Below are 21,152 nucleotides of genomic sequence, written 5' to 3'. Positions count from 1 at the left end.
TTGCTGAATTTTGTGATTTAGCGCATAACACTTTCTTTTTATATTGATGTTAAGTCCTACTTAAATAGTCGGATAAACTTGAATTTGCATAAAAATCGAACAACACTTGGGGAAGACACTCAAATGTAACTTTGCTAGGGAAGCTAATATGGACACGGACCGTTTTCCTGAATCTTTCGGCCCTCCAAAAAGTTTTTTCGTTAGTGTGATTCGTTCAAGTTGGCTGATGTTATTTGCCGCGCTGACTTTTATGGGTATTTCTTGGTTTGTTTTAGAGGAATATTTAAGAGATCGAGGCGAAGAGCGGTTTAATAATCATGTTCAGGAGTTGTCCGAAGCTGTTACCCGAAGAATGATGGCCTATGAGCAAGTTTTACGTGGTGGAGTAGGGCTTTTTTTGTCCTCCAACGGCGTCACTCGCAGTGAATGGCAAATTTATGTCGCTAATGCGCGTTTATCCGATTATTACCCAGGGATTCAAGGTTTAGGTTTTGCTCAACTAGTGATGCCAACATCCTTGGATGAGTTTACACAGCAAGTCCAACAGGAGGGATTTACTGATTTTCGCGTCACACCCACAGGTAATAGAGAGCTTTACTGTGTTATCAAATATTTAGAACCATTCGACTGGCGAAATCAACGGGCATTTGGTTTTGACATGTGTTCCGAATCAACTCGTCGCACTGCAATTCTAAACGCTATTGCTTCGGGACAAGTTAAGGTGTCTGGCAAAGTTACCTTAGTGCAGGAAACGCCCGATAATTCTCAGGCAGGTGTATTGATGTATGTTCCTTTTTATCATGGTCAACCCGTGACAGAAGCGGAACGTCTACAGCAAGCGATAGGTGTGGTTTACGCACCTTTTCGGATGGATAATTTAATGCAGGGCATTATGGGAAAACGTTTTTCCGGTCTAAAACTTGCCATTTATGATGGTTCAGAGGCAAATCATGCCAGTTTAATGTTTAGTTCCCACAAAGCGCTTCCCTCTCCGAAGGATGTTTTTTATCAATCAAAACTAGAAAACATGGAAGGGCAAGTTTGGCGAATAGATGTTTCTTCTGAGTCGCGCTTTATTTCAATTGCAGAGCAAACCCAAAGTATGTGGCTGCAAGTGATTGGCTGCGCCTTTATTCTTGCCTTACTTTATGCAGTGATCAGTATGGCTCGTAACCGTTACCAAGAGTCAATGTTAACCGCCGAATTAATTGCCAATGAAAAACGCTTTCGTCTAGTCATCGAGGCTTCTCCGAGTGCACTGTTTATGGTTGATAAAACAGGCGCGATTACCTTAGTCAATACCCATGCCGAAAGGCTTTTTGGTTATACGAGGGAGGAGTTACTTGGACGTTCAATTAATATGTTACTACCTGAATCGCTTATGGAAATTCATAAAAAACATCTATCTCATTACCTGCTTCATCCCATCGCGAAGAATATGTCGATGCGGGATGATCTGTTTGGTTGCTGCAAAGATGGTACACGTTTGGCGATCGAGGTCGGATTAACTCCTATTCACTTTAGTAATGGAATCTACATTTTAACGACGATCAATAATATTTCTGAACGTAAGCGGATTGAAGCGCAGCGTATCGAGCATACGACAGAGTTGGAGCGTATTAATCAAGAGCTAGATAGATTTGCCTATATTGCTTCCCATGACTTGAAGTCGCCCCTCAGAGGCATTGAGCAACTAACCCATTGGTTAAGTGAAGATCTTGCTGATAACACCAATGAAAATGTCCAAAAATACTTAGGCTTAATTCAGAATCGTATCCAGAGAATGGTGTTATTACTCGACGGGTTGTTAACGTTTTCACGCATTGGGCGTGTTGATATTGAAATGGTTGACACCGATTGTCGACAACTGGTCGAAGATATGTTCGCTTTGGTCGCTCCGCCTCAGGGATTTGAATTGGTCATCGAAGGTAATTTTCCACGATTTAAAACGGTTAAAACGCTCTTAGAACTAGTCGTTCGGAATTTAATTAGCAATGCCATTAAACACCATGATAGAGGTGCTGGTGTACTTAAGGTGCAATGTGAAACAAAAGGCTACTATTACTGGTTTAGCGTGATTGATGATGGACCTGGAATTTCTGCCCCGTTTCACCAGAAAGTATTTGAAATGTTTCAAACTCTTAGACCAAGAGACGAAGTCGAGGGAAGCGGTTTGGGATTGTCGCTTGTCAAAAAGACGGTTGAAAGTCTAGGGGGAGAAATTCTACTTGAATCAGCGGGGCGAGGTTGTTGCTTTAGGTTTAGCTGGCCGATGCACATAGTCAACAAGGAGGCGGTATGAGTAATAGCCATGACTATAAACAAGTGACCATTCTGTTAGTTGATGATGATGATGTGGATTATATGGCGGTGCAGAGGGCGATGAAGCAACTGCGTTTGCTTAATCCTCTTGTGCGAGCGAGGGATGGGCTTGAAGCACTTACAATTCTGACGCATACCAACGCTATTAAGGGGTCATACTTGATCTTGCTCGATCTCAATATGCCCAGAATGAATGGTTTTGAATTTCTTGAACATATTCGTTCTGATCCGACGTTGTCTTCTTCCGTTGTGTTTATGCTGACGACTTCTAGTACCGATGAAGATCGGATGAGAGCCTACCGTCACCATGTGGCTGGTTACATGGTTAAAACAGATATTAAAGATGGTTTCCACAATATTTTTAATATGTTGGAAGGCTACTGGCGCATCGTTGAGCTTCCAAGCGTATAGGATGTGTATATGGATTTACTACTTATCGATGATGATGAAGTTGATAGAACCGCTATTATTCGAGCGCTACGACAGTCCAAGTTAGCTTTTAATGTGGTTGAGGCAAACTGTGCTTTTGATGGATTGAATCTTGCCTTGGAGCGTCATTTTGACGGGATTCTACTCGATTACCTATTGCCCGATGCTAATGGCTTAGAAGTGCTTATCAAGCTCAATTCTATGACTCAAGATCAAACTGTGGTGGTGATGTTGAGCCGTTACGAAGATGAAAAACTCGCTCAGCGTTGTATTGAGTTAGGTGCCCAAGATTTCTTACTTAAAGATGAAGTTAACTCAAGAATCCTGAGTCGTTCAATTCGTTACGCTAAACAGCGCGCCTCAATGGCACTTGCCCTACGAAATAGCCATCAGAAACTGAAAGAACTGGCGGAGCACGATTCACTCACCAAATTGATGAATCGTTATGGATTTGAGCTGTGTTTAAATCGCGCCATTGCAAGAGCAAAACGCAGTAATGATTTTTTAGCCGTGATTTTACTTGATCTTGATGATTTTAAAGCGATTAATGACACGTTAGGTCACCAAACGGGTGATATTTTGTTGGTGAAAGTCGCATCGAGACTCAGCGCCGTGTTACGGGATGGTGACGTCATTGCTCGTTTAGGCGGGGATGAATTTGTGGTGTTAGTGACTGACAATGACTACAAATATTTCCCCATGATAGTGGCTAACCGTCTACTTAAAGCTTTTGAAGAAGTGTTTTGCCTTGGAGATAACGATGTGATGATTGGCGCCAGTATTGGCGTGGCATTTTATAATGAAGCCGCCTCTGATAGCTCTGAGTTAATGAAATGCGCCGATATCGCCATGTATCGTGCTAAGAAAATGGGACGCAATCAGATCCAGTTTTATTCCGAGGCGCTAGATAAAGAAGTCCGCTACCGCAATCATATCGAGTCCAGCTTAAAAATGGCCTTAAGGCAGAATCAGTTTAAGGTTTATTATCAGGTGCAAGTTGACGCGCAAACACACCATATGGTGGGAATGGAGGCGTTAATTCGTTGGCTGCATCCCGAAGATGGTTTGATTTCTCCGGACCAATTTTTGCCCATAGCGGAAGAAATTGGGTTGATGGAAGAAATCGGTGACTGGGTATTGTATGAAGCCTGCCGACAGGCCCAATATTGGCTGAGTCAATTAGCTCCAACAGGGCATCGTTTTACCATTGCAGTGAACTTATCTGCATCTCAAATTGGGCATATCAACTTATATGAGAAAATCGCCCATGTTCTTAACGTGACAGGGCTAGCGCCCAGTGCACTTGAGTTGGAAATTACTGAAAACTGTTTGATTGAAGAACCCCATGAACATGCCAAGATCCTCGATAAAATAGCCCAACTTGGAGTGCGATTTGCGTTGGACGATTTTGGTACCGGATTTTCATCCCTTGAACATATAAAGTTGTTCCCCATCAGCGTGTTAAAAATCGATAAAAGTTTTATTGCTTCTTACGATAAGGACGAAAAGGACACTCGTTTACTCACAGCGTTGCTTAACTTTGCCTATGGCTTTAACGTCACCTCTGTTGCCGAGGGAATTGAAACCATCGAGCAAGCGGAGTTTTGTACAGTAAGACACTGCAATCTATTACAGGGATACTTCTTTTCTCGTCCTCTAGACGCAAGCGAATTTGAAGCAAGGTTCATTACACCGTTAGTCACTAAATTGTGAAGATTATCTTACGTTTGACTAAGGCTTAGGTTTTCGTCTGGTGAGGAATATTTTCTTGCTTTACACTGAGCAATAGACAAATATCAGCGCCCCTTTCTGATGCAATGTGCTCAGAGCTTCAATCACTGTGTTTAATTTGGTCATTTAGTAATGAAAATCGGTATTTTATCTCAGTTTCCAGAATTGTATTCCACCCGACGTTTAGTGGCCGCCTGTGAAAGCCGTGGTCATGAGGCTGTGGTGATTAATACCTTGAATTGCTACATGAATATTAATTCCGTTAAACCTAGCATTCATTATCAGGGAGAAGAATTAACAGGGTTTGATGCCATTATTCCGCGTATTCATGCCAGTGTGACCTTTTATGGCTGCGCAGTGGTGCGCCAGTTTGAAATGATGGGTGTATTTGCCGCCAACGATTCAATTTCGATAGCACGCTCGCGGGATAAGTTACGTGCTCTGCAATTACTTTCACGCAAAGGCATTGGTATGCCTATCACTGGATTTGCCAATAAACCCAATGATATTCCTGATCTCATTAATATGGTGGGCGGTGCTCCTTTAGTGATCAAGTTACTCGAAGGTACGCAGGGGATTGGGGTGGTATTAGCGGAAACGAAAACCGCCGCTGAGAGCGTGATTGAAGCCTTTTTAGGGCTCAAAGCCAATATTTTGGTGCAAGAGTATATTCAAGAGTCCAACGGCAGTGATATTCGCTGTTTTGTGGTGGGTGATAAAGTGGTGGCCTCGATGAAGCGTCAGGGGCCAGAGGGCGATTTTCGTTCTAACTTACACTTAGGCGGCTGTGGTGAAAAAGTGAAAATTACGCCAGAAGAGCGCAAGATGGCCGTTGCCGCTGTTAAAGCGATGGGATTAGTCGTTGCAGGCGTGGATATTTTACGTTCGAATCGTGGCCCGTTGATCCTTGAGGTGAACTCAGCTCCCGGTATCGAAGGTATTGAGCAAACTACGGGTATTTCGGTAACTGATCCTATTGTGGAATATATTGAGAAAATGGTGTTAGCACGTAAGTCGAATCGGGCGGTGATCGCTTAATAAAATACGCCGCGATTAACGCGGCGTGTTTCTTAGTTCTTTATTTTATAAATCAAAGCTATAGGAGTAACCTAAAGCGATTTTAGCATCGTCATCAGCCAGATCAGTATCTGATACCATAAAAGAGACTGTGCCCATGCTGGTATCTGCACTAAGTGTTACGTTGTAATCGGCATAGTTATCCTCACCAAACCAAGCTTCAACCACATCGCCCGTGGAGTAGCCATAGTGGAATGACAGGCTAAGTTTCTCGGTTAAAGGGAAAGATGCTGTGGCGGCAAGATAACTCATATCTTTGTTATCGAGTGGTTCCGCCGCTACGTCATCACCCGCATTGATCACGTGGGAATAACTGAGTTCAACCCACTTCCAGGTAATAGCCCCGTGGAGCTCACCAAAATCGATGCTGCCTTCGGCATCGGGGTAGGCATAATAGAGATAGCCAAAATCATAGCTGAGATCGTCGGTGATATTGCCACCGTAACCAGCATAGAGGTCTAACTCGTAGCTAGTGTCATTGCCAAAATCGACATTTGATGCCCACGTACCCGCATAAAATCCTGAGTCATGACTGTAGTCAAGACCGCCTTGGATCGCGACCGCATCATTGGTTTGAGTCACTCCGCGCCATAGATAGTTTGATGTGCCGCCAATATTGCCGGATACCGCCGCAAAGACGTTAGTGGTTAGTAATAATCCCGTCGATAATGCCAAAACCCTGTACAGTGATTTTCTCATACTCATCCCCTCGATTGACTTATTTATCGATTCACTCATGCCACTTAAATACGGCGGCATTGGTGCATCATGGTTTTTTCTGATAAGGGAATTGCTAATCACATGCCATTATTTGAACATCTTTAAAAACAATTGGTTACATAATTTATGTTAATTAAATGTTTTGAAGTGCTCAAAAATGGAGCGGTGGACGCACTGTGTTTGTGCAAAAAATCATCTTTATGCTTTCGTGAGGGTAAAAAAAACGCCTCACTTTGGAGGCGTTTTCACAATAAAATGTTGAGCCGAATTAGTTCACACTATCACGCAGGGTTTTACCCGCTTTAAACTTAGGTACAGTCGCTTCCGCAATTTGGATTTCTTTGCCCGTTTGTGGGTTACGACCAGTACGAGCTGCACGAGTCGCTGTTTCAAAGGAGCCAAATCCGACGATAGAGATTTTGTCACCGTTTTTCATTGATTCAGTAATCGCCGCTTCGAAAGATTTCAATGCTCGTGCTGCTTCAGCTTTGGTGATATCGGCATTTTCTGCAATTTTGGCGATAAGTTCAGTTTTGTTCATTTTTATTGTCTCTTCTTTCCGTAGATTTATGTAAGTCAGCGAGCCTAACATGCCACAAGGTTAAAGCGTTGGAAAGCCCTTTGCTGCGGGCTTGTGTCATCGAAGTAACAAAATTGGAGGGTATTTGCGCCATTCGTGACTTAGGTTTTATTCTTCGAGCAACTGATATAAGAGTTGCTTAACTAATTTGGGTTCGAAGGGCTTGTCGCACAGGGCATTCACCCCTGCCTGAGATACATTACTTAAATGTGTATCGTTAGCCTCAGACGAGACCATTAAAATAGGCACGTGGGATTGTTGACTTTCATTACGGATAAATTGCGTTAATGCCAGTCCATCAACGCTGGGCATATTGTAATCAGTGATAATTAAATCAAACATATTATGACGCATTAACTCAATGGCTTGCGCACCATCTTCTGCTTCGGTAATCAGTTTTATCCCCAAATTACCAATAGTTCGCTTGATCACATTACGTGCCATGCGACTGTCATCAACCACAAGCACGCGTACATCGTGCACATCGAAGTGGCTTAAGTCGAGTTCATCGTGGCTGAGCAAATCGATGGTCGCATTTAGCGCCTTGCCTAAGTGTTCGGCATTAAAAGGTTTTGGCAGAATCGCGACTACGCCAGACTGGCGGAAAATCTCCAATTGTTCACGGCGACATTCACTTGAGATCAGCATAAATTGAATATCTTTATATTCACTTTTACTGCGCAGGTAGTTCAAAAACTCGGTCGCTGTTCCATCTTCAAAATGCATTGCACTGGCAATGAGATCGGGTTTGTGTCGAGCAATGAGTCCTTTAGCCTCTTCAATATTGGCAGCATTTTCGATGCTAACAATGCCTTCTTGCTGTAAGCGCTTGATGATAATGCGGCGCTGGGTTTCCGATGGCTCAATAATAAGCATCGATAATTCGTTAGGCGATAAATGAGTCATAGTCACAAGCTATTGGGCTTTTTTAGAAAGGCGTTAACTTAGGCGAGAAATAACTGCTTCGCAACACATTAAATCAAGCTTTCAATTTTGCAGTTAAATAATCACGGGTTACCCGTGAAAATGCGATCCAATACTGTACTAATAGCAGGGCAATGATAGACAGCACCAGCGGTAACATCGGGATGTTATGACCCTCTACCACCACTTTAACGTCTTGAGGTGTAATCTGATAGGCGATAATGGCAGTAACCCCAAGTGCTGACAGGCCTAAGGTTTGTAATCCAATATAAATTTTCAGCACTAAGCTAGACCAAGGTGCTTGTGTCAGTATGCCAAACAACACGGGCAATACACCTAAGCTAAAGAGATCGAATGAACCCGTGGCAACCGCACGTAGCAGGGCAACAATGGCAAACAGAGTATAAAGGGTTATCAATAGGATTAGGCGTTTAGGCATAAAGTTAGGGTTACTGGCTAATGTGAAGTGGAGCAAGTGTAGGAAAAGCCCAGAACTGAGTCCAGCATAACCGTATTATCATGTAGAATACGCCTTTGCTTGGGTATTAAACATTAGGTTAAGTGATGACAGAAGTAGAATTTTGGGACTTAGTGACCCGCAGTGAACCAGCGCAATCCCAAGAGTCTTTGGTTGAGGCATTAAAGCTGAAACTGAGTAAACTGAGTGATGAAGAGCTAAAAGTCTTTGATAAGCTGTTTGGTCAACAGATGCGCCGAAGTTATTTATGGTCGGTTTGGGGGGCGGCTTATATCATTACGGGGTGTGATTCTGATTATGCCTTTGCCGAATTTCGCGCGTTTCTGATTTCACTTGGACAAGCCCGTTATGAGGCCGTGATTGCCCAGCCTGATTCGTTAGCGAAGTTAACTGCATGGCCAGAAAAGGATGGTTATGCCTATCCCTTTATTGAAGATTACGATCTTATTGCAGGGCAATTATACGAAGACCGAACGGGTAAAGAGTTGCCTTTTATGCCTTCGGGTAAAGCGACTCCCGTAGGCAAAAAATTTAGCACTAAACCCAAAGACTTAAGACAGCAATATCCTGAGCTTAGTGCGCGTTTTCCGTTTTAATTCGCCCTAAGAGCGCAAACATGCGTTACTGGTAACGTCGAAGGTCATGCCGTATTGGGTACACGTTTGGCGCATGAACTGATGCTCCTCCTGTGCTAATTGGCGGGTAAATTCTTGATCGAGCTGCTCAGTCAGGCGTTGCTCTGCAACTTGCTGTGACTGAGCCAGTTTATCGAAGTGCGATTTTACTGCTTGTTGCTGTTCGGCCGTCAGTGTCGCAGCATGGCTGGATAAACTGATCAGTGTGCTGAGTGTGAGCAGAGTGCATAAGGTAAACTTTGTTATCACTGCATGGCGTATGGGGGCCGTTTTTAGCTTCATAGATAAACTCCAAATTAAAATCACCAGAACTCGGTTGGTTTTTAAATCGTCGTTTGGCTTTCATCGTGCATCCATGACCAACAAAACCAAAGGTATTGCTTAGAAATTAAGCTTACCTGGGATATCTTGAACCTTGGCTGAACCATAACCTTACTGCTCGTTACGCATCTCTTGGCATTGAAATCCCTGTTTACGGGAGTCAAAACCACATTTTAGACCGCATTCCCAAGGCACGTTATCGTAAAAAGATGATTGCTCTTTGGCAAAGTCTCGACAGGCCTCATAGCTATTGAAATTATCAGTTTTTTTATACTTACCTGAATCATAACCATGGGTATAAATAAAAGATGACCAAGTTTCTGGGCGCGTGTCTTTCTCCCCTGAGGAGATAAACCAAATCGCGCTGGCAAAACAGGAAAGTAGGATCAATACAAATACAGGTACAACGGGGAATTTCATTTTTAATTAGAGGTCATAAAACAGTGTGCGAAGGATAATACTTTTTTAGGTAATATGCGCGTTAAAAAGTCACAAATTAATAACTTTATCCCTTATTGGGTATTGGATACAAAAAGATACGATATCATCTGAAATTTTCTATCATATTTACTAATTTATACAAAAGCTTACTGATTATGTGCTGTTAAGGGGAGCGTTTTGCATTAAGCTCGAGTTCAGGTTAGATTTTGTACGGTATAACGCAGAAACTATTAGGCCTAGGAGGCAAATATGAAAGTCCAGTTCCTATTACTCGCCGGTGTGTTGAGTTGCAGTAGTGTGTGGGCCGCCGATGAGGCGAAAACTGACCCTGTGACTGAAGACGGAGTGGTGAAGATTGTTTGGCAAAATCCAAAAGATTTTCGTGATATTAAATCTTCGGGCGAAATTCAGTCCCGTTATGAAAAGCGTTTATTCGATACCTTAACCACCAATATCAATAAAGAAGCCGTAAAAGTCTTAAAACCGAACCAAAAGTTGGAGATGACAGTTACTGATGTCGACTTAGCGGGCGATATGCGTCCAACCTTTGGGGCGACAGCTGATGATTTACGGGTGATAAAAGATCTTTACCCACCCCGTATAACCTTTAGTTATCAAGTACTTGAAAATGACAAAGTGATCATCGCGGGGGATGAAAAACTCTCCGACATGGGCTTTATGTCCGGCATTCAGTCAGTGAATGATAAGCCATTTATGTATGAAACAAAAATGCTCAGCGATTGGTTGAAAAAAACCGTTGCGCCTAAGTTGTAGGCATTAGTCCCATCTAAGCACTCAAGGCTTGAAGAGTCTCTTCTCGTTCTTCTAACAGGCAAAATCCGTTACTTGCTGATTTTGCCTGTTTTTTTGCCTTGGCACTTAAGGTCGATAGGCTGTGTTCATTGCAGTTAAAGGTATGGGCTGGTGTGAGTACGCCAACGCATAGGCTGATCAACTTGTGATAACAAGCTTGTCCTTGCCTGTCATCTGCTAGCATCTCTTGGGCTTGCCAATGCTCGGCACTATAGAAGAGAGGTTTATTGGTTTCAAAATCCGTCAATATCCGTTGGCAACGGTCGATTAGTTGATTACAGGTACTGATCACCACAAAGTCATCGCCGCCCACATGGCCGATAAAGCAGTTGTCCGTCTTGTATTTCACTAATAGATTGGCGACCTCGCAGATCACCTCATCGCCGCGGCAAAAGCCGTAAATATCGTTGTAAGGCTTGAACTGACACAGGTCAAAATAGGCCAAGTAGAAAGGCTTTTGTTGAGTTCTGAGACGTTTTAGTTCTTCTTGGATCGGCACATTACCGGGTAAATCCGTTAAGGGATTGGCATGTCTTGCCATTTTGATCCTGTGCTCGGTGATCCGCTGGAGCAAATCTTTGGTGTGGCCAATGCCGAGCAACTTGCCACGGCGCAGAATAATAAATTGCTGGGCGACGGTATTGGCGCTCTCCGAGGTCAATAACTGACTCACAATGGAGAGCGGTTCGTTAGCTTCAATTTGTAGCACTTGGTGATCCATCACCTCGCTAACCGCATGATTTTCATGAAGCGCCCGACCATAGGGGGTACTGAAAAGTTCGAGCAGAGTTGCTCGGCTAATAATCCCCAGCGGCAGTTGATCTTGCGCCACAACGACGGCTTGTAAGGTGGGTTGGGCGCTAAAGGTGTCGCTTAGGTGCTTCAGCTTGAGTGTCGGCACCACTGTTATTGCACTGGTACAGAGGCTTTCAGCGGATTCGCTATATCTTGGCTGAATTTGGGTATTGTTAGGGACTAAGGTCGCTTTCATTGCGCGACTTGGTTGTGCCTCTGGACGTCCAAGCAAATAACCTTGGCAATAAACAATTCCTAGCTGCTTAAGTACGGCTAGTTCTTCTTGGGTTTCAATTCCTTCGGCAATCACTTTACAAGTAAGGCTTTGACAGAGTTCGACAATCGAGCGCACAAACTCTTGTTTAACTGGGGTCGAATCAATTTGGTGGATAAAGTGCCGATCGATTTTTACATAGTCGGGGGATAACTCTGACCACAGCCGTAAACCCGAATAGCCTGCACCTAAATCATCAATAGCCGTCATAAATCCTTGGCTACGATAGTGATTCAGGCAAGATTTGAGTAAATCAATGTCATCGGCGGGATATTGCTCCGACAGCTCAATTACCACTTGTGAGGGTGAAATCCCGAGCTGTTGCAACAGTTGCAGCGTCATACCTTTAGGGTGAGCCGGATCGAGCAGGGCTTTTGGGGAAATATTGATAAACAAGCGCCCTTGAAACTGACGTAGCTTAAATTGCTCCAGCGCAATACGGCGGCATAAGGTTTCTAACTCACTCAACTTGCCTTGATGTTCAGCGGTTTTAAAGAGGGGAACGGGTGAATAAAGTGGGCTGTGTTCTGGCCCACGACTGAGCGCCTCAAAGCCGTGGATCTTATGTTCCAATATATTGAAAATGGGCTGAAATAGGGGGCTGATTGCCCCCTTCGCAATTATCTTATCAAGCTCTTGTGCTAGATCTAAACTCGTCATTACTTCTGCCCCCGCAACAATGTTTGCGGAGTCTATGACTTAGAAATGACAAAATGATGACAATTTGTGCGGCTGAAAATCCACTCGTGGAAATGGAATTAACTTTGCTTTTTAAAGGCGTGCAGCGTTTGCAGCAGCGCGGCCAGTTGACGCACTAAGGTTTCGAGTGCGACGGGGTCAAGGCTAGTGTGTTGCTGCAATTTAGTTAAGTCATCGACCAGTTCTTGCACGTATGGCAAAAAGCGATTGCTTGAAACCATAAACCCTTGTTCGGCTGTAAAGATACTCGTGAATTTTCCATGGCCAGCTTTTTTCAATTCATCTAACTTAGCGTCGGCATCGATGGCTTGGCGATAGGCGATTTGAAGATTTTCTTTCAGTTGCTCTATAACCTTAGTGTGTGGCATAACAGCGTCTCATTGCAAAATTTGCAGGAATTATAAGGGGCAAAGGATATGGCAACAAGTCGGTGGCGACTATTACTCGTACTCTTAAGTGTTACGCTGTTTGCAAGTGGGATAACTTGGGCTGCATCGACAGATAAGCCGCCATTTTATCGTGTGCAATGGCAGGGGAAATCTGCTTATCTGCTGGGCTCTATTCATATTGGTCGTGCTGATTTTTATCCTATGCCTGCACAAGTTGAGGCGGCGTTCGCCAAATCCAAAGGACTTGTTGTCGAAATCGATATGAATAAGGTTGATAGCCGCGCCTTATTGCAAAAATACGGTATGGCAAATTCAGCGCAAGGGCTTGATTGGCAAAGTAGAGATAAACAAACAGTCACTACAATGAACCAATATTGTGGGGATAAAGCGAGTTTATGTCAGTCAATTCAAGCTTTCGCGCCTTGGCTACAGGCATCTCAACTTAATCTATTACGCTACAATGGCTTAGGTTTTAGCACCGATTATGGTGTCGACATGCAGTTGCTTGGGCGCGGGGATAAGCCCGTTTATGAGTTAGAGACGGCTGAGTCTCAGTTTCAATTACTTGCCTCCTTTGATAGTCAAATCCAGTGGGCAATGGTACGTGAAGCTATTGATGCGCCGGATGCTGAGCTGCTCTCACTGGTTGATGCATGGCGCAGTGGTGATGAAGCCGCGCTGGATACGCTAATGCAGGAGCAACTGGGTGGCGAGGGTGATACACAGATGCTGGATAAAATTCTCTGGCAGCGTAATAAAGTCATGGCTGATGGGATAATAAGATTGATAGGTTCAGTAACTGCTAGCGAGCCTTTATTTGTGGTGGTGGGAGCGGGCCATGTGGTTGGCGATAAGAGTGTGGTGCAACTCCTTAAGCAGAAGGGCGCGAAAGTAACCGCCTGTTGGCGTGAGCAATGTGACTTATCATACTGATATTTAGTGATTTGACAGTGATTGTGCTTGTGACTCTGAGTTTTAACGCACTTGGTGCACTGAGTTAGGAGCAAATCATCGGGTGATTTAATAATATAGGACGCCAAGGCGTCCTATATTATTTCGCGATATTACTCAGATGCTTGGGACGTTGCAGCGCTTTGCCCTAAAAAATGCACATAACGACCGAGCGAAATATAGGGCTCGCGTTGCGAATATTCGAGCTCCATCGCCAGCAGTTTTTGATAGTCAAAATCCGCAGCTTGCTGTTTTTTCAAATAATCGTGAATGACTCGCACGCCCGACTCACGCTGCAGGGTCATGTGCCATTCGGCAAACCATTGTTTAACATCATGGATATAAAGCGGGTGCGTTGGCGTGAGGCGTACCTTCTTCTTCACTTTTAGATCGGCGGCCACATAGTCGAAATTACCCGACACGAGCGCATGGAATCGCATCGCTTCTTTATTATAAAACATCAGCGAAAACAGCCCATTGGGCTTAAGCATGGTCAATAAGCCTTCCATGGTGGTCTTGGCATCGACTAGCCATTCAACCACGGCATGACAAAGGATAAGATCGAACATGCCATGTTCAGCAATCGATAAGGCTTGAATGGGCGAATGTACTAAGCTGATGGCCAATGGCGTGTCGCTGGCATCGATTTGCTCTTTCGCTTGGGCGAGCATTTCGGCGGAAATATCGCACAGTACGACTTCATGTCCGAGGCGTGCTAGCTTTTGGCTGAAGTAACCAAAACCGCCGCCGGCATCTAAAATTCGTAATTTTTTATCGCCAAATTGCGCTAATGCAGGAGCAAGATCGCGCCATAGCACGGCAGCACGGATTTCACCTTTAGGCGTGCCATAAATATTCTTCGCGAATTTTTGCGCGAGTTTATCGAAATTCTTATCTTGCACGGGTTAACTAAGTTAAAGACTGGGGGCGATAGTGTCGCACAGGCGGCATATTTTCGCACTTTTCCTGTAGCTGCGATGATTGTTGCTTTAGGGGTTGAGTGTAACTTTTTGATTTTAAAGGTAGTAAAAAATCCTACTTTACTTAGGGATACCCAGAACTCGATCCTCTAGGGTATAATCATGCCGTTTTCGATAAACCTGACTCTATGGCTGTCCATTCGGAGAGTCAGCATCAGCCCTTTTAAGACACTGTTTTGCCTGTTTTACACTCGTGATTTTTTGATTTTCCAGATGTTATGCATCTGTCCGGGGGTATTGCTGGCTATCCGTGCATAGGGATAGTTAATTAAAAGGTACTCAGACTTGAATAATGCATATTGTGTTGAATTGAACGCGATGCCGTCGCTGTTTTCTCTTTATCGCAAGATTTTCTTTGGCCGTAAACCCGGTTGGGATCAACAGCCGCTGCCTTATATCAAGGTGAGCGCGCCCAATGTGAAGGTGTCCGAGGCAAAAGTCAGCCAATATGCGCAAGTGTGTGGTTTTGATTTCGACGGTAAAATATTACCTCCCACCTACCTTTATGTGATGGCATTTCGCCTGCACGCGGTGATTTTTACCCATGATGGCATTACCTTCCCGTTACTTGGGATGATCCATTTAAAGAACCGTATTCAAGTCTATCGCCCTACCACGGTCGATGACGTGTTTTCCCTGGAATGCGCGCTAACAACCAGCCGTGAAACTGATTCGGGCTTAGAGTTTGAGTTTGTTTCTAAGGCCTTTGTGGGCGAAGAATTGGTGTGGGAATCGCTATCGACTTACCTCTATCGCATAGAGACTGCCGGTCGTCGCGTCCGTCCACCAAAGGCACTTGAAATGGCTTGGGACTCGCCTCAATCATGGGAGTTAAGTGAAGATTTAGGTCGTCGTTATGCCAAAGCGTCGGGTGACTATAACCTGATCCACCTGCATCCCGTGCTGTCGAAACGTTTTGGTTTTGACCGAGTGCTGGCCCATGGTATGTGGTCTAAGGCGCGCTGCTTAGCGGAATTGATGCCTGAGATTGGTGAGCGCCCCTTTGTGGTCGATGTTGCCTTTAAGCTGCCGTTACTGATGCCCGCTGAAGTGGGATTTGGTTACGAAAAGTCGCCAGACAAGTGGGTGTTTGAGCTGCGAGACAGTAAAGGTCGCAGACCGCACCTCAGTGGTGAAGTACAACTTTAAGCAGGATCAAGATAACGGCGCCGAGTGCGCCGTTATTGTTGGTGTTGTTTGAGGGGGATTTGCGGGGGTTAAGGCACGCTGTGTCCGGTTGATGCTTGCCAGATACTAAACCATTGCTGCCGGTCTAATGTGAGCGTCTGCGCTGTCACCGCGGTTTTTATCCTCGCGATATTACCACTGCCAATAATCGGTACGGGTCGACTCGGTAACATCCGCACCCAAGCATAAATCACTTGGCTGATATCTTGGGCGCCAATCTCATCGGCGATGACAGCTAAGGTTTGTTGCAAGCGAATGGCCTGTGGATGGCTATTGTCAAAGATTTTTCCGCCGCCTAAACAGGACCAAGCCATCGGCCGAATGCGCCGCTCCTGACATAAATCGAGACTGCCATCGTGTAAACTCGCCATCATTAGCGGAGAGATCTCCAGCTGATTAGTGACTAAGGGTTCAGTTAATCTCGACTGCAATAATGAAAACTGCGCATTGGTGAAGTTAGATACCCCAAAATGTTGCACTTTCCCAGCTTGTTTTAAGTCAGCAAAGGCATCGGCCACTAGATCGGCGTCCATTAAAGGATCGGGTCTGTGGATCAGCAGCAGATCTAAATAATCGGTTTTAAGCGACTTTAGTGACTGCTCCACGCTGGCAATAATATGCGCTTTGGAGGTGTCGTAATGGTTCACGTAGCGCTCGGGACGGCAATTGAAGGCGGGTTTTATGCCGCATTTGCTCACTAATTGCATCTGCTGTCTTAATGCTGGTTTTAGCGCTAATGCTTCGCCGAACAGGGTTTCGCACTGGTATTGGCCGTAAATATCGGCGTGGTCCATAGTGGTCACACCTAGGTCTAAATATTGTTCTATCAGGTTAAGTCGCTCGGCGGGTGACATTTGCCAACTGTGCATTCGCCAAAAGCCGGCAACAAACTCTGAAAAAGTAAAAGGGGATCCGTTCATGTTGTTTCTCTTTTGGGAATCTGTATTTTGTAGGGTGAAGGGCCTTGGTCGATTTATTTGATGCAGATTAAGGAATCGCTCATTAACCCTTTCGATGGCTATATATCTTAAAGCTAATCACCTACTATCCGCCATATTCAATCAGCGGTGGCTGATACAAACTGTTTGCACGCTTTTGTTCCGTATACTCATTTCCTATAAAAGTTTGTATACCAAAGTTCCAGAGGAAAATATTACCCATGCTAACCGATATGGAGATTTCGCGCCGCGCGCATCTAAAAGATATCGCACAACTTGGTGCAGAGTTTGGGTTGTTGCCCGAAGAGATGCAGCTATTTGGTCATACCAAAGCTAAGGTGGAGCCACAAGTACAGCAGCGCTTAGCCGGGCAACCAAAGGGGAAGCTGATTATTGTGACCGCAGTGACGCCAACGCCCCATGGTGAAGGCAAAACCGTGACGACTATTGGTTTAACGCAATCGCTCAAGGTGCTCGGCAACAAAGTCTGTGCCTGTATCCGCCAGCCCAGTATGGGGCCTGTATTTGGGGTGAAAGGTGGCGCCGCAGGCGGTGGTTACGCCCAAGTGGTGCCCATGCAGGAGCTGAATTTGCACCTAACAGGTGACATTCATGCTGTGAGTAGCGCACATAATCTTGGTGCGGCGGCGATTGCTTCTCGGCTTTACCATGAGACGCGTTTGGGGCAGGCGGAATATGAGCGTCAATCGGGATTAAGGTATTTAGATATTGATCCTAAGGGTATTCGTTGGCACAGGGTGGTTGATCATAACGACCGTTGCTTGCGGGAAATTGAGGTGGGATTGGGTGAAAACAACGGTCCCGCTTATCATTCAAGATTTGATATTACTGCCGCTTCAGAGTTAATGGCGATTCTGGCGCTGAGCGGCAATATGGCGGATATGCGCGCACGTATAGGTAAGTTAGTGCTAGCCCTTAATCGTCAAGGGGAAACCATTAACGCGGAAGATCTTGGTGTCGCAGGTGCGATGACGGCGATCATGGCAGAGGCGGTAAAGCCCACTTTAATGCAGACCTTAAACGGTGCTCCTTGTTTAATTCATGCGGGCCCCTTTGCCAATATCGCCCATGGCAACTCATCGGTGATTGCCGATGATATTGCGTTAAAGTTAGCCGATTTTGTGGTGACCGAAGGTGGGTTTGGTTCCGATATGGGCTTTGAAAAGTTCTGTAATATCAAGGCGCGTCAGTCGGGATTAACCCCTAGCGCCGCGGTATTAGTGACCACTTTGAAAGCACTTAAGGCCAATAGTGGCCTAACGTCCGATGCGGATATTAATGCACCAGACCAAGTCCGTCTCGAGGCGGGTTTTGCCAACTTAAACTGGCATATCAACAATGTAGCGCGTTACGGTATTCCCGTTGTGGTGGCGATTAATCGCTTTGCCACCGATACGGACGCCGAGCTTAACTGGTTAATTGAGGCTGTAAGTGCTACCGCGGCATTTGGTTGCGAACTTAGCGAGGCCTTTAGCCAAGGTGAAATGGGAGCCATTAGCCTCGCACAAACCGTAATCCGTGCCTGTGAGCAGCCAAGCGAGTTTCGGTTGTTATATCCTGATGATATGGACTTAGAAGCTAAATTATCGACCTTAGCTGAAGTGGGTTATGGCGCCGCTGGGGTGAGCTTATCCGATGCGGCTAAGCTGCAATTACAGGAGTTCAACTCGCTTGGTTATGGGCATTTACCTGTTTGCATGGCGAAAACACCCTTATCCATTAGCCACGATCCTCAGCTTAAAGGTGTCCCTCAAGGCTTTATGGTACCCGTGCGTGAATTGGTTCTGCATGCGGGGGCTGGGTTTATAACAGCATTGGTAGGTAATGTGATGACCATGCCTGGGCTTGGGTTAACCCCTGGTTATTTAAAGATAGATATCACCGCTGATGGTGAGATTACTGGATTAGGTTAGTTTGTTAGCCATTTGAATGTAAAGATGAAAAGGCGCAATCAAAGATTGCGCCTTTTGTTAAGAATTCACTTTGACGAAAGACTATTTACTGGTTTGGTAAATATGCACATCGCGCTGTGGGAAAGGAATGCTGATACCCTCAGCATCGAAGCGCATTTTCACCTCACGGGTGATATCCCAATATACATCCCAATAGTCTTCTGGTTTTGCCCAGGGGCGGACGATAAAGTCGACCGAGGATTCTCCTAATACGTGCAACTTAATCAGTGGTGCAGGTACTTTTTGCACTTTCGGATGCGCCTCAACAATCGATTTTAGTACCGCTTCGGCCTGCTCAATACTATCGCCATAGCCGATGCCAAATGTCATATCGACTCGGCGCTGGTGCTCGGCGGTAATATTGTTGATGGTATCCCCCCAAATCTTATTGTTGGGAATGATAAGTCTCTGGTTATCTAATGTTTTAATGGTAGTAGAGACTAGGCTCATATGGCTAACGCGCCCCGATACGCCAGCCGCATTAATCAAATCGCCGACATCATACGGACGATAGATCAAAATCATCATGCCTGAAGCGAAGTTGGATAGAGTATCTTGCAGGGCAAAACCGATGATCACACCCGCGATACCAAAGCCAGCCAGTAAGGGACCTAATTCGATACCAAGCTGGGATAAAGCAATCAGTACGCCGATAGTAAATACTGCCTTGCCCGAGAGTGAGGTAAAGAAGTCTTGTAGTAACTTGCTGAAATTCAACTTAGAGTTGCTAACGGTATTACTGACTATTTTTTTCACCAGTTTGCCTACAAGGCCAGCGACAAACAGGATCAGAGAGAAGATAAATAACTTAAAGACCAATGTTGGTCCATGATTAATGGCTTGATCCTTCGCAGTATTTAGCCATTGCTCTATTAAGCTCGATGCCACATCAATGTTTAATACGTCCTGCGTAATATCACCTGAAATACTAAACAAGGTCTTTTTCAGCAAGGCGGTATTTTGCCCTAGTGCATCCAGTAACTCGATATTGATGCTGAGGCTCTGGCTGTTTTGTGCTAAACGTTCTTTTAGTTGTATCACGCGACTGGTTTGCGCTGCGGTAACGTCTTTCCCTGCATTGGTGGCGTCATTTACCGCATTTTGTAACTGTTGTTGGGTGTAAGTGACAAAGCTGTCGAAGTTATCGGCGCGGTTAAGCAGGAGTTGGGTGAGCTGTGTTTTTTCAGCTGTTACATCTTGGCCAATTTGGGTTAGCCAGTTTAAGGTCTCAAGCCGTTGCTTGTAGTTATTGTCTTTGTCGAGTTCACGTTTGGAGATCTCGAGTAAGGTGGCCTCATCATCCGCCGTGCCAAGTTTTTGAGCCAACTTGGTGATGAGATCATTAAAGTAGTCGTTAATTTTCAGATTAAACTGCAATTGCTCTTGGATTAGAGCCAGCATAAAAGTTTTATCGTAAGTATTATCATCTAAGAGTGCTTTAATCTTATTGCGTAACTGTAAGGTCTTATTTTGAATACGATATTCAACAATAGTGCGTAATTCCCCTTGGTATTGAGCTAAGCGCGCAATGTCCTCTTTAATGGCGGTCTGAAGTGTGGTTAATTCAATTTGGGTTTCGTTTGATGCCGAAGCGCTTGGGCTGGTCGTAATGGGGTCTGGATCTGCAGCGAATACCTTGGCACTCATCAGTAGCGGAAAGCTTAGGGCAAGTATCAATATTAGCGAGCGGCGCATAGACGTTATCTTCCACAAAAAGAGGTAGGTATATGATAGGTGTCGAGCTAAACCCTGTAAAATATCAACAGCATAATAGACTAACAATGTTTAAAATTTGTGCGCCAGTTTACAGCTTTAGGCCATAGAATGAAGCTCTGAAACCTCGACGCTAATTAGTTAGACTGAATGGGATAAGGATCTGATAAACTTAACGCCCCATAGTTAGGAATGTACTTTACATGCTGTGCTCCCATTGTCATCAGTCGATTAAAATTGCCCAAATTACCCAGCAGCGCGGAAAGGGCTTTCACGCCCAAGTCCAATGTCCCCATTGTTCAGCGTGGCTTGGTCATAGTCCTAACTTATTGAAGTTAAAATTGTTTGGTTTTTATGCGAGTGCCCTGACGGGCTTATACAGTTACTTCGATGCCTCGACGCGGCATTTTTTGATCCCTGTGATGATCTTCTGTGTGATGTTGCTGCTGGTGAGCCATTTTATGGATCAACTGCAAACGATTGAGGCGCCAGAGAAGCAAGACGATAGCGATCAACGGCAAAAATATCGCTAGAGATGGGATGACACTGGTTTAACCCTGTCGAGCCGTTTAGGGGCCTACCACTGAGGCTCGACATTGTTTTACAGGGTGAACCTGTTATTGAATAACCTGTTCTTGACTCTCTAATGAGTGTTCTACGTAATAAATCCCGCCCAAAATGACTGCGCCGAAAATCACTATCCCTAAGATTAATCCTAAGTTTTCACGAAAGAATGCTAGCATTTTGGTTGCCTTTTGCTGGGTTGAATAGAATTAAATAT

At 44.9% G+C, this 21,152-nt stretch carries 22 protein-coding genes; 10 read left to right on the top strand and 12 right to left on the bottom strand.

Annotated features, from left to right (window positions below; translation table 11 throughout):
* Window positions 1-148 precede the first annotated feature (148 nt).
* The 4 genes from KXJ80_RS21000 to rimK all read left to right on the top strand — a co-directional run bounded on the left by KXJ80_RS21000 (window position 149) and on the right by rimK (window position 5,520).
* Window positions 149-2,302, top strand: a complete 2,154-nt coding sequence (locus KXJ80_RS21000) for a CHASE domain-containing sensor histidine kinase (protein ID WP_218737511.1) — start codon at window positions 149-151, stop codon at window positions 2,300-2,302.
* Entirely contained in the window at window positions 2,299-2,733 is a 435-nt protein-coding gene (locus KXJ80_RS20995; protein WP_055648652.1) for a response regulator, read from the top strand. The genes KXJ80_RS21000 and KXJ80_RS20995 overlap by 4 nt, the downstream gene beginning before the upstream one ends.
* Window positions 2,734-2,742: 9 nt before the next feature.
* Window positions 2,743-4,464 (top strand): putative bifunctional diguanylate cyclase/phosphodiesterase, encoded by a 1,722-nt coding sequence (locus tag KXJ80_RS20990; protein WP_218737510.1) that lies wholly within the window; start codon window positions 2,743-2,745, stop codon window positions 4,462-4,464.
* Window positions 4,465-4,614: 150 nt separating this feature from the next.
* Window positions 4,615-5,520, top strand: a complete 906-nt coding sequence (gene rimK / locus KXJ80_RS20985; RefSeq protein WP_218737509.1) for a 30S ribosomal protein S6--L-glutamate ligase — start codon at window positions 4,615-4,617, stop codon at window positions 5,518-5,520.
* 45 nt (window positions 5,521-5,565) lie between these two features.
* Here rimK and KXJ80_RS20980 read toward each other — a convergent pair whose 3' ends face one another.
* The 4 genes from KXJ80_RS20980 to KXJ80_RS20965 all read right to left on the bottom strand — a co-directional run bounded on the left by KXJ80_RS20980 (window position 5,566) and on the right by KXJ80_RS20965 (window position 8,222).
* Window positions 5,566-6,258 carry a TorF family putative porin gene (locus KXJ80_RS20980; RefSeq protein ID WP_218737508.1) on the bottom strand — a complete coding sequence of 231 codons (693 nt, stop codon included), beginning with the start codon at window positions 6,256-6,258 and terminating at the stop codon, window positions 5,566-5,568.
* Between the two features lie 289 nt (window positions 6,259-6,547).
* Complete coding sequence (locus KXJ80_RS20975; protein ID WP_037414018.1) at window positions 6,548-6,820, bottom strand: HU family DNA-binding protein; 273 nt, start codon at window positions 6,818-6,820, stop codon at window positions 6,548-6,550.
* 147 nt (window positions 6,821-6,967) lie between these two features.
* On the bottom strand, window positions 6,968-7,765 hold the full coding sequence (locus KXJ80_RS20970; protein ID WP_037428647.1) for a response regulator: 798 nt from the start codon (window positions 7,763-7,765) through the stop codon (window positions 6,968-6,970).
* Between the two features lie 73 nt (window positions 7,766-7,838).
* Window positions 7,839-8,222: a hypothetical protein gene (locus tag KXJ80_RS20965; protein ID WP_144375763.1), complete on the bottom strand. Its 384-nt coding sequence runs from the start codon at window positions 8,220-8,222 to the stop codon at window positions 7,839-7,841.
* Between the two features lie 125 nt (window positions 8,223-8,347).
* Between KXJ80_RS20965 and KXJ80_RS20960 the strand changes: the two genes are divergently transcribed.
* Window positions 8,348-8,857: a DUF4240 domain-containing protein gene (locus KXJ80_RS20960; RefSeq protein ID WP_037414022.1), complete on the top strand. Its 510-nt coding sequence runs from the start codon at window positions 8,348-8,350 to the stop codon at window positions 8,855-8,857.
* Between the two features lie 6 nt (window positions 8,858-8,863).
* On the opposite strand, the gene KXJ80_RS20955 is transcribed toward KXJ80_RS20960, so the two are convergent.
* Both KXJ80_RS20955 and KXJ80_RS20950 read right to left on the bottom strand, forming a co-directional pair.
* Window positions 8,864-9,178 (bottom strand): hypothetical protein, encoded by a 315-nt coding sequence (locus KXJ80_RS20955; protein ID WP_037414024.1) that lies wholly within the window; start codon window positions 9,176-9,178, stop codon window positions 8,864-8,866.
* A gap of 150 nt (window positions 9,179-9,328) precedes the next feature.
* Window positions 9,329-9,637, bottom strand: a complete 309-nt coding sequence (locus tag KXJ80_RS20950) for a hypothetical protein (protein WP_037414101.1) — start codon at window positions 9,635-9,637, stop codon at window positions 9,329-9,331.
* 270 nt (window positions 9,638-9,907) lie between these two features.
* Between KXJ80_RS20950 and KXJ80_RS20945 the strand changes: the two genes are divergently transcribed.
* A complete protein-coding gene (locus KXJ80_RS20945; RefSeq protein ID WP_037430174.1) occupies window positions 9,908-10,432 on the top strand; it encodes a DUF3016 domain-containing protein in 525 nt (174 codons plus the stop codon).
* 13 nt (window positions 10,433-10,445) lie between these two features.
* Here KXJ80_RS20945 and KXJ80_RS20940 read toward each other — a convergent pair whose 3' ends face one another.
* Together KXJ80_RS20940 and KXJ80_RS20935 are read right to left on the bottom strand one after the other, a co-directional pair.
* Window positions 10,446-12,200: a GGDEF domain-containing protein gene (locus KXJ80_RS20940; protein WP_037414097.1), complete on the bottom strand. Its 1,755-nt coding sequence runs from the start codon at window positions 12,198-12,200 to the stop codon at window positions 10,446-10,448.
* Between the two features lie 98 nt (window positions 12,201-12,298).
* Window positions 12,299-12,607 (bottom strand): hypothetical protein, encoded by a 309-nt coding sequence (locus KXJ80_RS20935; protein ID WP_037414094.1) that lies wholly within the window; start codon window positions 12,605-12,607, stop codon window positions 12,299-12,301.
* 48 nt (window positions 12,608-12,655) lie between these two features.
* On the opposite strand from KXJ80_RS20935, the gene KXJ80_RS20930 reads away from it, so the two are divergent.
* Window positions 12,656-13,561: a TraB/GumN family protein gene (locus KXJ80_RS20930; RefSeq protein ID WP_069453667.1), complete on the top strand. Its 906-nt coding sequence runs from the start codon at window positions 12,656-12,658 to the stop codon at window positions 13,559-13,561.
* A 131-nt stretch (window positions 13,562-13,692) separates the two neighbouring features.
* Here the strand turns inward: KXJ80_RS20930 and KXJ80_RS20925 are convergent, their stop codons facing one another.
* Window positions 13,693-14,481, bottom strand: coding sequence for a methyltransferase domain-containing protein (locus tag KXJ80_RS20925; RefSeq protein ID WP_069453666.1), 789 nt, complete (start codon window positions 14,479-14,481; stop codon window positions 13,693-13,695).
* 396 nt (window positions 14,482-14,877) lie between these two features.
* Between KXJ80_RS20925 and KXJ80_RS20920 the strand changes: the two genes are divergently transcribed.
* The gene (locus KXJ80_RS20920; RefSeq protein WP_080612392.1) at window positions 14,878-15,708 is read left to right on the top strand and encodes a MaoC/PaaZ C-terminal domain-containing protein; all 831 of its coding nucleotides are present in this window, start codon (window positions 14,878-14,880) and stop codon (window positions 15,706-15,708) included.
* A gap of 68 nt (window positions 15,709-15,776) precedes the next feature.
* On the opposite strand, the gene KXJ80_RS20915 is transcribed toward KXJ80_RS20920, so the two are convergent.
* A complete protein-coding gene (locus tag KXJ80_RS20915; protein ID WP_069453665.1) occupies window positions 15,777-16,667 on the bottom strand; it encodes an aldo/keto reductase in 891 nt (296 codons plus the stop codon).
* 239 nt (window positions 16,668-16,906) lie between these two features.
* On the opposite strand from KXJ80_RS20915, the gene KXJ80_RS20910 reads away from it, so the two are divergent.
* Window positions 16,907-18,619 (top strand): formate--tetrahydrofolate ligase, encoded by a 1,713-nt coding sequence (locus KXJ80_RS20910; protein WP_218737506.1) that lies wholly within the window; start codon window positions 16,907-16,909, stop codon window positions 18,617-18,619.
* Window positions 18,620-18,700: 81 nt separating this feature from the next.
* Here KXJ80_RS20910 and KXJ80_RS20905 read toward each other — a convergent pair whose 3' ends face one another.
* Entirely contained in the window at window positions 18,701-20,353 is a 1,653-nt protein-coding gene (locus KXJ80_RS20905; protein WP_218737505.1) for a mechanosensitive ion channel family protein, read from the bottom strand.
* A gap of 221 nt (window positions 20,354-20,574) precedes the next feature.
* Between KXJ80_RS20905 and KXJ80_RS20900 the strand changes: the two genes are divergently transcribed.
* Window positions 20,575-20,904 carry a hypothetical protein gene (locus KXJ80_RS20900; RefSeq protein ID WP_218737504.1) on the top strand — a complete coding sequence of 110 codons (330 nt, stop codon included), beginning with the start codon at window positions 20,575-20,577 and terminating at the stop codon, window positions 20,902-20,904.
* A gap of 84 nt (window positions 20,905-20,988) precedes the next feature.
* Here the strand turns inward: KXJ80_RS20900 and KXJ80_RS20895 are convergent, their stop codons facing one another.
* Window positions 20,989-21,114, bottom strand: a complete 126-nt coding sequence (locus KXJ80_RS20895) for a hypothetical protein (protein ID WP_011621366.1) — start codon at window positions 21,112-21,114, stop codon at window positions 20,989-20,991.
* Between the last annotated feature and the right edge of the window lie 38 nt (window positions 21,115-21,152).

It is taken from the genome of Shewanella xiamenensis, from assembly GCF_024971755.1.
Lineage (GTDB): Bacteria > Pseudomonadota > Gammaproteobacteria > Enterobacterales > Shewanellaceae > Shewanella > Shewanella xiamenensis.
The sequence above is the reverse complement of the archived record's forward strand: the minus strand, read 5'-3'. Positions and strand labels throughout refer to the sequence as shown.